The organism is Actinomadura sp. WMMA1423 (assembly GCF_006547145.1).
Classification (GTDB): Bacteria; Actinomycetota; Actinomycetes; order Streptosporangiales; family Streptosporangiaceae; genus Spirillospora.
This window is the reverse complement of sequence record NZ_CP041244.1, coordinates 8,908,674-8,921,705: the sequence shown is the minus strand read 5'-3', so window position 1 is coordinate 8,921,705 and position 13,032 is coordinate 8,908,674. Positions and strand designations below refer to the sequence as shown.

Sequence of the window (13,032 nt, the reverse complement as noted above, 5' to 3'; positions counted from 1 at the left end):
AGGGGCCGGCCGGGGACGCGGGGCGGGCGGCCGGGCACCGCGTGCGTGCCCGGCCGCGGGGGCCCGTCACGGTCGCCGGATCAGACGCCGGCCTCGACGACCGTCCCGTTCTTCATGATCCCGATCGTGGTGGCCTTGATGCCGACACCCGTCTCGTCGTAGGCGAAGTCGCCGAGCAGGCCCTGGTAGCGCACCGCGCGGATCGCGTCGGCGAGCTTCCTGCCGGTCGCGACGCCGCTGCTCTGCAGCGCGGTGAGCAGGATCTGCGCACCGTCGTAGGCCTTCGCGCCGTGCAGTTCGGCGTCCTCGCCGTAGGCGGCCTTGTAGGCGGCCGCGAACTTCTTGGACGCCTCGCTCACCTGGTTGCCGAGGTAGGGCGAGCTGACGATGGTCCCCTCGGCGTTCTTGACGCCGGCCGTGTCGCGGTACACGGGGGTCCCCTGCGGCGCCGCTCCCGCGAACGGCACGGTGATGCCGAGGTCGCGGGCCTGCTTGACGATGAGGCCGGACTCCACTTCCTCGGCGCCGAGGAAGATCACTTCCGGAGACTTCTGCCGGACCTTGGTGAGCTGGGCGCTGAAGTCCTTCTGGTCGGTGGTGACGACCTCGTCGGCGACGGGCTTGAGGCCCCGATCGCCGAGCGCCTTGAGGAAGGCGTCGTGCTCGCCCTTGCCGTAGGACCCGTTGTTGCTGATCATCGCGATCTTCTTCATCTTCTTCTGATCGACGACGTACTTGGCGAGGGTCTCGTCGTAGGTCGTGCTCGTGGGCCCGTTGAGGAAGAGGAAGGGGCTCTTCAGCGCCACCATGCCCGGTGACTGCCCCGAGGCGATGTTGGGGATCCCGGCCTGCCTGAGCGAGGGCGCCATGGCGATCGTGACGGCGCTCTCGGCGGTGCCGAGCATCGCGATGTACCCCTGGCTGTCGATCTTGCGGGCGAGGTTCGTCCCGACCGTGGGGTCGCCCTGGTCGTCGAAGACGTCGAGCTGGATCTTCCGGCCGTTGACGCCGCCCTTGGCATTCCACTCGTCGACGGCGAGCTTGGCGCCCTTGTGCTCCCACTTGCCGAGCGAGCTCAGCTGCCCGCTCTGGGCGTCGACGACGGCGATCTTGATCGGTCCGCTGCCGCCGGAGCCGGAGTCCTTCGACTCCCCGGGGGCGCCGCACGCCGCGGTCAGGCCCGCGGCGAGGACTCCGGCGGCCAGGGCGGTGACACGGAGTCGGGGGATAGTGAACATTGCTTCACCTCGGTGGGTGGATGTCGGGGTGGGTGGGGGTCGGTGGGCTCAGGAGGTGGGCAGCGTGGGGTGACCGCTGTCGCCCGGGAAGACACCCTGGTAGATGTCGTTGATGTTCCAGTGCCCGGGTGTGGGCACGGGCTCGTTGACCATGGGCACGTCGAGGACCGCCGGACGGCGGGCGGCGACGGCCGCGCGCAGCGCCGGCAGCAGCGCCTCCGGCGCGTCGATCCGGTGTCCGTCGGCTCCGCACGCCTCGGCGAGAGCGGCGAAGTCGGGGCTGTAGGGCCGGCCGTCCGGGTCGCGGAACTCGCAGCCGTGGCTCGCGCCGAAGTTGGCGGCCTGGAGGTCTGCGATGGTGCCGTGGGCGCGGTTGTTCATCACCACGAACACGACCGGCAGGCCCTGCTCGACCGCCATCGGGACGGCCGGCAGTTGAGCGCTCATGCCACCGTCGCCGACCAGCGCCACCACGACCCTGCCGGGGGCGCCGATCTGCACGCCGACGGCCGCGGCGGGGCCGAAGCCCATGGTGGACGCGCCGCCGGGGGTGATGAACCGCCCCTCGGCGGGCAGCTCGTAGCACTGGGCCACGCCGTTCTTGTTCCAGCCGACGTCGGTGACCAGCATGGCGTCGGGCGGCAGCGCCTCCCGCAGGTCGGCGAGGATGCGCTCGGGCCGCAGCGGGAAGGCCGCGTCGCGACCGCGCTCGCGGCTCCGCTCGAACAGCTCCGAGCGGGCGGCACGGATGCGCTCGCGCAGTCCCGGTCGTGCCGCCGGCTCGGGCCGGACCTTCCGCACGGCCGCTTCGACCGCCTGCACGGCGAGCGTCACGTCCGCGACGGCGCCGATCTCCACCGGGTAGTTGCGTCCGATCTCCGCGGGGTCGATGTCGATCTGGATGAGCCGCCCCGGGGTGTCACCGTCCGCGCCGGCCGCTCCGAGGTTCCAGGTGTGGCGCGGGTCCCATGAGCTGGCGTCGGTCTCGGCGAACCGAGTGGCCAGGGCGAGCACGACGTCGGCCGAGCGGGCGTAGTCGTTGGTCGCGCGCAGCCCCCAGAAGCCCGGCATGCCGAGCAGCAGCGGGTGGTCGTCCGGCACGGTGCCCTTGCCCATGAGCGAGTGGGCCATGGGGATGTCGAGGTGTTCGGCGAGCGCGAGCAGCGCGCGGCGGCCCGCCGCGGCGCGCAGCCCGCCGCCAAGGTAGATCAGCGGCCGTTCGGCCTCGGCGAGCAGCACGGCGATCCGCTCGGCGACGTCGGCGGGCAGGGCGGGCGCCGCCTCGTGTGCCGGGAGTGGATGCCCGGCCGGGGCGACGCGCCGCGAGAACAGGTCCATCGGCACGTTGAGCAGGACCGCGCCGGGGCGCCCGGAGGAGGCCGTCCAGAACGCGCGCTCGGTGAAGCGGGCGAGGTCCTCGGCGCGGTGGACGTGCCAGGCGCGCTTGACGAAGGGCCGGTAGATGGCGGTCTGGTCGGCGTCGGCATGGAGGTTGACCTCCTGGTGCGGGTGCCGGCCGTGGTAGTAGGACGGGATGTCGCCGGCGATGGCGACCAGCGGCACAGAGTCGAGTGCTGCGGTGGCCACGCCGGTGACGGCGTTCATCATGCCCGGCCCGACGTGGACCAGCAGGACGCCCGGCTTGCCGGAGGCGCGGGCGTAGCCGTCGGCGGCGTGGGCCGCGGCCTGCTCGTGGCGCGCGATGACGAAGGTGATGGGGCTGCGACCCAGCGCATCCAGCAGGGCGATGTTGGTGTGGCCGCAGGTCCCGAAGACGTACTCCACGCCGTAGCCTTCGAGCTGCCGGACGAGCGCCTCCGCCGCGGACACCGACACGGCGCTGTCGTCACGGGGGTGGACGTCCACGGTCATGAGGCGTTCTCCTCGGTTCGGGGCATGCTGATCCAGGTCTTGCCGGCGATCTCGGCCGCCCGCGCGAACGCCGTCGGCGCCTCGGCGAGCTCGAAGCGCTCGCGCAGCACCCTTCCCAGGTGGAGGTCGTGCTCGGCCATCGTCGCGATCGTGCGGGGGAAGTCCGCCGGGTGGTCGTAGATGAGGCAGCCGCGCAACGTCAGGCGCCGCTGCACGAGGGTGAGGGTGGACAGGCGGGCGCGCCGGCCGCTCTGGCCGACGGCGATGAGGGAGCCGCCCGGGGACGTGCGCTCCAGCGCCTGCTCGAACGCCTCCGGAACGCCGGAGGTCTCGATCACCACCGGGAAGGTCGTCCCCGACGGGGGGTCTGAGGCGTCCTCGGCGCCCAGTTCCCGTGCGAGCGCCAGGCGCCCCGGATGGGGCTCGACGACGAACGGGACGCCCCCGGCGTGCGTTACGGCCACCGTCACCAGCAGCCCCTGGGAGCCCGCGCCGACGACCAGGCACCGGTCCCCCAGGGTGAGGCCGCTCATGCGGACGGCGTTCAGCGCCACTGTGAACGGCTCCACGCAGGCGACGTCGGTGTCGTCCCAGCCGTCCGGGACGGGCCAGGTGAATCGGGCCGGCACCGCGACGCGCTCGGCCAGCAGCCCCGGCTCGGAGATGCCCGCCGCCCGGCGGTTCCGGCAGCCCGCCGTCGCGCCCGACCGGCACGGCGCGCAGCGCAGGCACGGGTAGTTGGGTTCGACGACGACGCGCTGCCCGGGGAACCGGTCGACGACCCCGACGCCGGCGGCCACGACGACGCCGAACGCCTCGTGCCCGAGCACCCACGGCAGTGCGGGCACGGGGCGATGGCCCGAGACGACCGCCAGGTCCGACCCGCACAGCCCCACCCCGTGGACCGCGACGACGACGTCGTCCGGGCCGCAGGCAGGCTCGGGCAGGTCGTCCACGACCGCCACCGTCCCGGGCGCGACGAGCGCGCCCCCCTTCACGCGGCGCCCCACAGCGAGGTGCCGCGGAGCATCAGCGTCTTCACGACCGTGAAATCCTCGATCATGCAGCGAGGCGACTCGCGCCCGAAGCCGGAGTCCTTGACGCCGCCGAAGGGCACGTGGTCCAGGCGGTAGTTGGACGAGCCGTTGACGACGAGCCCGCCTACCTCCAGCTCGCGCCACGCCGTGACGATCCGGTCCACGTCACGGGTGAACAGGCCCGCCTGGAGGCCGTACCGGCTCTGGTTGCAACGCTCGACGACGCCGCCGAAGTCGTCGTACGGCATGACCGCGACCAGCGCGCCGAAGACCTCCTCGCGGACGAGCGAGGCTTCGGGCGGCGGATCGGCCACGACCGTCGGCAGCGCCGTGGCCCCGTCCCGGCTGCCGCCGAGGAGCACGCGCGCACCCTGCTCGGCGGCCTCCGCGCTCCAGAGAACCACCCGTTCGGCGGCGTCCTCGTCCACCATCGAGCCGACGTCGGTGTCCGGATCCAGCGGATCGCCCACGGTGAGCGACTCCACCTCGGCGGTGAAGCGGCCCAGGAACTCCTCGAAGCGCGAGCGGTGGACGTAGACGCGCTGGACGGAGATGCAGCTCTGGCCGGAGTTGCTGTAGCCGGTGCGAGCGCAGATCCGGGCGGCCTCGGCCATGTCGGCGTCCTCGCACACGATCGTGGCGGCGTTCCCACCCAGTTCCAGCACCAGGCGCTTGGCCCCGGCCGCCCTGGCGACGGCCGCCCCGGTGGCGGCGCTGCCGGTGAAGCTGATGACGGCCACCTCCTCCGCCGCGCACAGCTCGGCGCCGACCGCGCCGTCCCCGTGCAGCAGCTGGACGGCCTCGACGGGCATCCCCGCCTCGACCAGCAGCGCGACGACCGCCGTGGAGACCGCGGGAGCCTGCGGCGGCGCCTTGACGATCGTGGTGTTCCCCGCGGCGAACGAGGCGCCCAGCTTGTGCGCGAGGAGGTTCGCCGGCGCGTTGAAGGGGGTGATGGCGAGCGCGACGCCCGCCGGGGCCCGGTAGGTGAAGGCCGTGTCGCGGGCCCCGCGGGCCCATCCGGCGACGGGAAGGGTCTCTCCCCCGATCTGCCGCGCCTCGGCGGCGCAGACGGCGAAGGTGTCGGCGACGCGGTCGATCTCGCCCAGGCCGTCCCTGACGGGCTTGCCCAGCTCCAGCGCGAGCAGCCGGGCCAGGTCCCCGCGATTGTCGGCGGCGGCGCACGAGGCCCGCTCCAGCACCTCCGCCCGCGAGGCGGGCGTCAGCCGCGCCACCGTCCGGGCGTAGTCGCGCGCGTGGCCGCGGACGGCGGCGACGTCGGCGGGCCCGGCGGCCGGAGCCCGGCTGACCGTCGTACGCAGATACGGTCCGACGCGTTCGCTCTGCGGACCGTCCGTACTCCACCGGCCGCCGACGAGAGCAGCCGCCTGTACCGGCCCGCCCTCGGTGGCCGCCGCGAGCACCGCTTCCAGCATCCATTCCTCCTGATCCATCAAGCGGACTTCTAGTGCTATCATGCGGACTTCGGGTCAACGTAAGGGCCGCCGCCGGGCACTGACAAGGGCCGCTGGGGAGAAACTTTCGCGGCGCGACTCGGCAACGAGGGGCTCCCGCATGGCTCATCACCTCCGCCGCTCGGCCCGGTCCGTAATGTTCGAACCAGTGAGTTAGTTATAGGTGCCCGAGCTGACAAGGGGAAGGGCGCGGGGGAAAAACTTCGCCATCGGTTCCATTTGAGACCGACTGACGGTCCAACTAGACCGCTGTATGGACTGCGTGTAACGTACGGACCGTCCCTGCCCAGGGGCGCGGTCTTCGCCGGTTCCGCGCCTCCCGCCGGCGGAAAAACCGGGACACTCGTGCTTCCACCGTCCCGGACCAGAATCGGGGAGAACCAGTGAGCCCAGCGAAGAAGAACGGCGGCGAGCAGGCGGCCGACGCCGGAGGCGTCCGCAGCGTCCAGCGCGCCGTGGAGATCATGTCCCTGCTCGGCGAGGAGCGCCCGGTCATCTCGATCCGCGAGATCGTCGAGGCGACGGGCCTGGCGAAGACGACCGTCATCCGCCTCGTCCAGACCCTCGAGCAGAACGGCCTGCTCTGGGCCGCTCCCAACGGCTACCTTCCCGGGCCCGGCCTGTGGCGGTGGGCGCACCTGGCGCGCAGCAGCTGGGAACTCCCGCCGGAGACCCGCAAGTTCATGCGGGACCTCGGCGCCCGCCGCCGCGAGACGGTGAACCTCTACATGGTCCGCGACATCTACCGGGTCTGCGTCGCCCAGCAGGAGAGCCCGCAGCCGCTCCGGCACGTCGTGCACATCGGCGACGAGCTGCCTCTCTGGTCCGGCGCGTCCTCCAAGGTCCTGCTGCGCGACGCGCCCGACACCCTCCTGCGCCGCGTCGCCCTGTCCTCCCCCTACGGAGAGGGCCACGTCCAGCGGCTCCAGGGGTGGATCGACGAGGCCGCCCACCGTGGCTGGGCCGCCAGCCACGGCGAGCGGGAGGAGGGCCTGTCCGCCGTCGCCGTCCCGGTCGTCGGACGGTCCGGAACCGTCGTCGCCGCCCTGTCTCTCAGCGGCCCCACCGTCCGCTTCCCTGACGAGGTCGTGGAGGAGTGCGCCGCTGATCTGCGCCGGGTGGCCGAGGAGATGTCCGAACGCGGCTTCGACCACCCGCTCAGCCCCGCGCGCTGAACCCGCGCGGGGGCCCGCGTGACCTAAGGAGCTACCGCATGCCACAGCGACCGCTCAGCGGCGTCCGGGTCCTCGACCTGACCAACGTCCTGGCCGGACCGTACTGCAGCTACCAACTGATGCTGCTCGGCGCAGAGGTCGTCAAGATCGAGGTTCCGGGGCAGGGCGACCTCGCCCGGCGCCTCGGCCCGGACGCCGAGCTGAACCGGACCGGCATCGGCGCCTCGTTCCTGGCGCAGAACGCGGGCAAGAAGTCCGTCGAGATCGACCTCAAGGACCCCGCCGACCGCGCCGACTTCGAGGACATGGTGCGCGGCGCCGACGTGCTCCTGGAGAACTTCCGCGCGGGCGTCCTCGCCCGGCTCGGCTTCGGCTGGCCGCGGCTGCGCGAGCTGAACCCGCGGCTGGTCTACTGCGCGATCTCCGGCTTCGGGCAGACCGGGCCGATGAGCCGGGCTCCCGCCTACGACCAGATCATCCAGGGCCTGTCCGGGATGATGAGCATCACCGGCACCGCCGAGACCGCCCCGCTGCGCATCGGCTTCCCCGTCTGCGACACCGTTGGCGGGCTGACCGCCGCCCTCCACATCTGCGCCGTCCTCGCAGGCCGCGACCGCACCGGCGAGGGAACGTTCCTCGACGTGTCCATGCTGGAGTCGGCGGTGTCCGCCATGGGTTGGGCCATCTCCAACTACCTCGTCAGCGGCGTTCCGCCCCAGCCCATGGGCACCCAGAACGCCACCGCCGCCCCCTCCGGCACCTTCGAGGCCGCCGACGGCCCCCTCAACATCGCCGCGAACCGCCAGCGGCAGTTCGAAACGCTGTGCGCGCTCACCGACCGGCGCGACCTCCTGGACGACCCGCGCTTCATCGACCGGGAGCAGCGCAAGCTGCACCGCGACGAGCTGACCGGCGAACTCAACCGCGCCCTGCGCCACCGCACCGCCCAAGAATGGGAACGGCTCCTCAGCACCGCGGGCGTCCCGGCGGCCCGCGTCACGACCGTCCCCGAGACGGTCGAGCTCGACCAACTCGACCATCGCGGCTTCTTCACCGAACTACCGTTCCCCGACGGCTCGGACCGCGTGCTCAAGGTCGTCGGCAGCGGCGTCCTGCACGACGGCGAACCGCTGCGCCCCACCGGCCCGCCGCCCCTGCTCGGCGAGCAGAACCCCGAACGCGGCGCCCTGGGGGGCCGCTGGAACGGCCGGAGCGCCGTCACTCCATGACGAACCGCCGAACACAGGAGGCTCCCGTGAACGACATCGATCCGACGGGGGCCGTCGCGGGATGGTGGGCGACCGCCATCACCCGCATGGAACCCGGCGTCATCCAACTGCGCGGCCGCCCCGTCCAGGACCTCATCGGCACCACCGGCCTCACGTCCATGATCTGGCTGATGCTGCGCGGCGACCTCCCGGCCCCGCGGCAGGCGGCCCTGCTGGACGCGGCGCTCGTCGCCGCCGTCGACCACGGCCCCCAGGCCCCGTCGATCGCCATCGCCCGCATGGCCGCCACCTGCGGCGTCGGCCTCAACAACGCCGTCGCCAGCGCCGTCAACACCCTCGGCGACGCCCACGGAGGAGCGGGCGAACAATGCGTCCGGCTCCTGGACGACGTCCTCGAACGCGAGGCCACCGGCCTCGACCTCCGCACCGCGACCCAGCAGACCGTCGCCGCCTGGCCCCGCTACCTCCCCGGCTTCGGCCACCGCTTCCATCCCCGCGACCCCCGCCGCGACCCACTGATCGACCTGGTCCAGAAGGCGGTCCGCGACGGCGTCGTCCCCGGCGACCACCTCCGCGCCGGCAAATGCGTGGAGGCACTCCTCGCCGAAGGCCGGGACGCCCCCGTCCCGATGAACATCGACGGAGCCACCGCCATCATCTACGCCGAACTCGGCTTTCCCGCCCCACTCGCCCGCGGCCTGTTCGTCCTCAGCCGCAGCATCGGCATCCTCGCCCACGCCTGGGAGGAGTCCCAGAGCGGCCAACGCAACAAGGGCCCCATCCCCCGCACGATCCTCCCCACCTCGACCCCCACCCCGCCCAAGTCCTGAGCGGCCACCCGACCAGCTCGCAGAGACGATGCCAGGTGTCGTCCTCACGGACGAAGATCGTCATCCGCAGGGCCGGGCCTTGCAGCTTCATGAGCGGTTTCTCCCATGGCGCATGGTGAACGTCACCAGCAAGCGGGTGCCGCGCACGCCGGCGATCAGCAGGCATCCGCCGATGTTGGTCCCGATCAACGACGTCCAGAAATCCGAGCACCATATCGGCGACCTCGCCGCTGACCGCGGCGAGCCCGCCTAGCGGTCCTTGTCCCCGTGCCGGATCTCGAAGGCTTAACCCGTGCGGCCGAGGGGACGTCCGCGCCGGCGAGGCGGCGGGCCTGATTCTGTCTGGTCAGCGGCCCGGCGGCGGAGGGTCGGGCCTGGACCGCCACCGGGTACGGCCTCGCAGTTGCGCGCCAGGCTCACGCATGGTCTTTAGGGCATGGATATGGCCCGAATTTAGTTTGGGCATCCATTATTACATGTTGCTGTATGATTTGTTCTTTTGATACATTTCGCACTCCTCGGACGTCCGCACCGCGGAGATCTGCGCGAGCAAGGATGGCCTTCTCCAAATAAGTGCACCGCATATCCGATTTCCTTAAATTAGCCCCACTGAGATCCGCATCATGTAGATTCGCATTCTTGAGAAACGCTTTGGAAAGATCTATTTCTCGCAAACTCGCAGTTCCCAGATCTGCGCCCCCCAGGTTGGCGTTGGACAGTTCTGCCTTGGAAGGCAGGTGGAGGTGGGGCACACGGACCTGATGAAGGTCGAGCTGCGGGGACTTGTCGGGGTCCTGAGGGCGGCGGGACAGGACGGCAAGGGCGGCACTGACGTCGGTCTCGGGTTCGGGAGGCAGTTGGCCATCCTCCACTTTGAGGGACGGATCATGCTCGCGTACATAGGCACCGAGCAGGTCGCGGATCGTAATTGCGTCTCGAGGCGAATCTGCGGCCACTTTCTCAAGGGCATAGATTGCAGCAATTCGAACTTCTCTTCTGCTAGAGCTCAACTGCTCCGCGGCTCTGCCGTACCGCTCTGCGACCAATCCTTCGCGCGAAAGCTGAAACTGCTGTCGATCTCCCCGAATCGTGACTGCAGTAGCGACCAGGCCTCCCGACGCCAAGAACGCACTGATCACTAAGACCACGCTGTTGATCCACTGGTGGCGGCTCTGGCGACGATCCTCTTTCTGTGACCAGTACAGGTCTATACGCTTATCCGCTTCGAGACCGTCCAGGTCCTGTTGGCTGGGTGGGGAGACTCGCGGCCCTGACGCCACCGGTACCTCCGACGAGATTGCTCACCTGACGCCTAAGTGCGCCCAAAGATACCGAAAGCACCGCTTCCTCCAGGAGATTGGAAGATGCTGGCTTCGGGGGAAGGAAACCCTTCTGTTGCGGGAATCCTGGTGAAGTACCGAACGACTACACGCTCCTTTACGCCTGGGCGAAAGTAGCGGCCGCTGGTAGCGACCGAGGCGTGCCCGAGCAGGTAGCGCGCATTCATGCAGGGCCCGCTAATCGCCGGAGTCGTGGGGATCTTGGCCCTTCGCAGCGCCCGGCGCGCAGCCGCGCCCGGTCCCTGGGCCGCCCGCCCGGAGGGCCTCGTCGCGGGCTGGCCTCCTTGAAGGCTCAGTATCGTCGGTCGGCATCCGGGGCAGTGAGGACCTCGCCAGGACTCGGCAGCTCGCCCCCGTACGCCGTCGCGTGGGACGGCCCGGGGTGCGGGTCACCCTCGGTTCCGCCGCGCGCTCCGAACTTGGTGCGTTCGTCCACCCTGATTAGACATCCGCTCATTTGGCTTGGTGGCAGCTGCCGCCGGTGTTCGAGCCGTCGGCCCTACCGTGACAAAGGGGGAGCTGACAGGCCCGAATCCTGTCGACCGCGGCAAGCGTGGGTCGAAGATCCATCTGCTGGTCGATCGTGCCGGACTGCCGCCGTCTGTCGGGATCTCGGCGGCCAACACCCACAACAGGCTCGCGCTGGAGCCGCTGGTGCGGGGCATCGCACCCATCCGCTCCCGGTGCGGACCGCAGCGCCGCCGCCCGGCAAAACTGCACGGTGACAAAGGCTACGACTACACCGACCTGCGGCACTGGCTACGCGAGCGAAGCATCACCCCGCGCATCGCCCGACGCGGCATCGAGTCCTCCGACCGGCTCGGCCGACACCGCTGGGTCGTGGAACCGACGGTGTCCTGGCTGAGCGGCTGCCGCCGACTGCACCGCCCCTACGAACGCTAACCCGAGCGCTTGCTGGCCTTCGTCGGCATCGCCGCCGCCCTCATCTGCCACCGCCGCCTCACCAAGTGAGATGACGTCTTAGTTTCCCGCCCTGTCGGCTCGCTTGATACTGCGGTAGCGGGTGACCCATGGCACGATCACGGCGGTTGCCAACGGTATGCACAGCATGATCTTCTCGCCTGTGGTGACGCCTCCCATCGCGAACACCGGCAAGGCCGCCGCCGCACCGGCGGTGATACCGAGAGCAGGCCACCACGAGCCATTGAACGTCACTCGGGCGCCCAGTCCGACCGCCGCTAGCACCCCCAGGAAGAGTCCGGTCATCGCCGCGGCGAAACTGTCCATTCCCTCGTCCGGCACTCCGCAGACGCTCCGGCCGCGGCTGTCGAGGCGGTGATCGCACCCGGCGTCGATGCCCCCTGCGATCCCCCAGCTCACCAGGAGGGTGGCTCCAGCCAGGGCGACCATGATGCACCACCCGGCGGCGACGGATGGAAGCCATTTTTCTCCAGGGAGGAGCTCCTGGGATGGCAAACGCCTGTTCTGGCCGGAAGGCGGCATTGAGGCTCCTCGTTCTCGCCCGGTGCGTATCTCGTATCCAGTCCCCCCTCGGACGTGGGTGCCCTTCGCCGTCGTTCCGCTTTTCGAGATCACCGTAATTGGAGGTGGAGAGTCAAGGGTGTCGGCACGCCTGCCTCCCTGGTAACGCACACATCGCAAGTACGTGAGCTGGCATCATGCCACTCCGCCGGCGCACCCGAGCCGGACCCGGCGGCGTGGTGACGAGCAGAAGCGGGTCCAGGATTTGCTGGACCCGCTTCCTGTGTCAGGCCGCCACCAGGCGGTCGGTCCGCCAGGGCGGGCGCGCCGCATCCGAAGCCGCGAGGGAGCCCCACAGCCTGGAGCAATCTCTGCCGACTGCGACGTTGGCCCCTGGCTGTGGGTGCGCCTCTCGGCTCAGTGCCGGCTCAGGAGCCGAGGGAGAAGTTGCTGACCTTGGCGGCGTTGTCCTTGTTGACCAGGACGCAGTCGACGGACTGCTTCTCCGGCTGGCCGGTCGAGCCGGTCTTGATGTACTTGTCGGCCTGGTCGACGGCCATCTGGGAGATCTTCGCGGCGGGCTGCAGGACGGTGGCCCTGACGCCGTCCTTGAGGACGGAGGAGACCACGTCGGGGCTGCCGTCGAAGCCGGTGACGATCACGTCGGTCTTCTTGGCGGCCTGCAGGGCCGCCCAGGCGCCCAGCGCCATCGTGTCGTTGCCCGCGATGATGCCCTTGACCTTGGGGTGGGCCTGCAGCATGGTCTGGACCTTCTGCAGCGCCTCGGTCTGGTCCCAGTTGGCGCTCTGCTGGGCGACCATCTTCATCTTGGGGAACTGGTCCAGGACGGAGTGGTAGCCCTTGGAGCGGACGCCGGCGTTGGTGTCGGTCTCCTTGCCGGTGAGTTCGAAGTACTCGCCGGACTGGTCCATGGCCTTGGCGAACTCCTGCCCGCCGAGCGTGGCTCCCTGGGAGTTGTTGGAGACGATCTGGGCCTTCGCGATGCCGGTCTGGTTGATCTCGCGGTCGATCAGGAAGCTGGGGATGCCGGCCTTGGCGGCCTTCTGCAGCGCCGTGACGGTGGAGTCGGCGCCCGCGTTGTCGAGGATGATGGCCGCCGCCTTCCGGGAGATGGCGGTGTCGATCTCCTGGCTCTGCTTGGTCGGGTCGTCGTCGTGGCTGAGGACGAGTGTGGTGTAGCCGAGCTTCTTGGCCTCGGCGTCGGCCGCCTGCTGCTCGGCCTTGAAGAAGACGTTGTCGGGCGAGGGCGTGATGATCACGATCAGCTTGGAGCCGCCGTCCTTGCCCGCGGCAGGCTTGGAGTCGTCGCCGCACGCGGTGAGGCTCATCGCGGCGAGGGTCACGGCGGTCACTCCGGCAAGGGAACGGCTGA

At 70.4% G+C, this 13,032-nt stretch carries 11 protein-coding genes and 1 pseudogene; 5 read left to right on the top strand and 7 right to left on the bottom strand.

Annotated elements, in window-relative coordinates; all coding sequences use genetic code 11:
* Positions 1-80: 80 nt before the first annotated feature.
* Genes FKD65_RS41135 through FKD65_RS41120 form a run of 4 tightly spaced genes read right to left on the bottom strand, consistent with a single transcriptional unit; the run spans position 81 to position 5,601 of the window.
* Entirely contained in the window at positions 81-1,238 is a 1,158-nt protein-coding gene (locus FKD65_RS41135; protein WP_141585170.1) for an ABC transporter substrate-binding protein, read from the bottom strand.
* 48 nt (positions 1,239-1,286) lie between these two features.
* The gene (locus tag FKD65_RS41130; RefSeq protein ID WP_141585168.1) at positions 1,287-3,110 is read right to left on the bottom strand and encodes a thiamine pyrophosphate-binding protein; all 1,824 of its coding nucleotides are present in this window, start codon (positions 3,108-3,110) and stop codon (positions 1,287-1,289) included.
* Entirely contained in the window at positions 3,107-4,108 is a 1,002-nt protein-coding gene (locus FKD65_RS41125; RefSeq protein WP_141585166.1) for a zinc-binding dehydrogenase, read from the bottom strand. The genes FKD65_RS41130 and FKD65_RS41125 overlap by 4 nt, the downstream gene beginning before the upstream one ends.
* Entirely contained in the window at positions 4,105-5,601 is a 1,497-nt protein-coding gene (locus tag FKD65_RS41120; protein ID WP_168221358.1) for an aldehyde dehydrogenase family protein, read from the bottom strand. Before FKD65_RS41120 ends, FKD65_RS41125 begins: the two co-directional genes overlap by 4 nt.
* Positions 5,602-6,005: 404 nt before the next feature.
* On the opposite strand from FKD65_RS41120, the gene FKD65_RS41115 reads away from it, so the two are divergent.
* From FKD65_RS41115 to FKD65_RS41100, 4 genes are read left to right on the top strand one after another with little or no spacing between them, the layout of a single operon-like run.
* Complete coding sequence (locus FKD65_RS41115) at positions 6,006-6,797, top strand: IclR family transcriptional regulator (RefSeq protein WP_205718455.1); 792 nt, start codon at positions 6,006-6,008, stop codon at positions 6,795-6,797.
* A gap of 38 nt (positions 6,798-6,835) precedes the next feature.
* On the top strand, positions 6,836-8,026 hold the full coding sequence (locus FKD65_RS41110; protein ID WP_141585162.1) for a CaiB/BaiF CoA-transferase family protein: 1,191 nt from the start codon (positions 6,836-6,838) through the stop codon (positions 8,024-8,026).
* A 26-nt stretch (positions 8,027-8,052) separates the two neighbouring features.
* Complete coding sequence (locus tag FKD65_RS41105; protein ID WP_240809850.1) at positions 8,053-8,856, top strand: citryl-CoA lyase; 804 nt, start codon at positions 8,053-8,055, stop codon at positions 8,854-8,856.
* Positions 8,857-8,884: 28 nt separating this feature from the next.
* Positions 8,885-9,109: a hypothetical protein gene (locus tag FKD65_RS41100; RefSeq protein ID WP_141585157.1), complete on the top strand. Its 225-nt coding sequence runs from the start codon at positions 8,885-8,887 to the stop codon at positions 9,107-9,109.
* Between the two features lie 163 nt (positions 9,110-9,272).
* Here the strand turns inward: FKD65_RS41100 and FKD65_RS41095 are convergent, their stop codons facing one another.
* Positions 9,273-9,995: a pentapeptide repeat-containing protein gene (locus FKD65_RS41095; RefSeq protein WP_168221357.1), complete on the bottom strand. Its 723-nt coding sequence runs from the start codon at positions 9,993-9,995 to the stop codon at positions 9,273-9,275.
* Between the two features lie 711 nt (positions 9,996-10,706).
* Here FKD65_RS41095 and FKD65_RS41090 point away from each other — a divergent pair.
* Positions 10,707-11,168: pseudogene (locus tag FKD65_RS41090) on the top strand (IS5 family transposase); the annotation flags it as partial.
* A gap of 9 nt (positions 11,169-11,177) precedes the next feature.
* On the opposite strand, the gene FKD65_RS41085 reads toward FKD65_RS41090, so the two are convergent.
* Positions 11,178-11,567: a hypothetical protein gene (locus FKD65_RS41085; protein ID WP_141585151.1), complete on the bottom strand. Its 390-nt coding sequence runs from the start codon at positions 11,565-11,567 to the stop codon at positions 11,178-11,180.
* Positions 11,568-12,067: 500 nt separating this feature from the next.
* Positions 12,068-13,012, bottom strand: coding sequence for a D-ribose ABC transporter substrate-binding protein (locus tag FKD65_RS41080; protein ID WP_205718454.1), 945 nt, complete (start codon positions 13,010-13,012; stop codon positions 12,068-12,070).
* Between the last annotated feature and the right edge of the window lie 20 nt (positions 13,013-13,032).

Excerpts from the sequence above, each read along its gene's own strand:
- FKD65_RS41130 (WP_141585168.1), bottom strand. The coding sequence starts at position 3,110 with ATGACCGTGGACGTCCACCCCCGTGACGACAGCGCCGTGTCGGTGTCC.
- FKD65_RS41135 (WP_141585170.1), bottom strand. The coding sequence starts at position 1,238 with ATGTTCACTATCCCCCGACTCCGTGTCACCGCCCTGGCCGCCGGAGTC.
- FKD65_RS41085 (WP_141585151.1), bottom strand. The coding sequence starts at position 11,567 with ATGGTCGCCCTGGCTGGAGCCACCCTCCTGGTGAGCTGGGGGATCGCA.
- FKD65_RS41110 (WP_141585162.1), top strand. The coding sequence starts at position 6,836 with ATGCCACAGCGACCGCTCAGCGGCGTCCGGGTCCTCGACCTGACCAAC.
- FKD65_RS41100 (WP_141585157.1), top strand. The coding sequence starts at position 8,885 with ATGCCAGGTGTCGTCCTCACGGACGAAGATCGTCATCCGCAGGGCCGG.
- FKD65_RS41120 (WP_168221358.1), bottom strand. The coding sequence starts at position 5,601 with ATGGATCAGGAGGAATGGATGCTGGAAGCGGTGCTCGCGGCGGCCACC.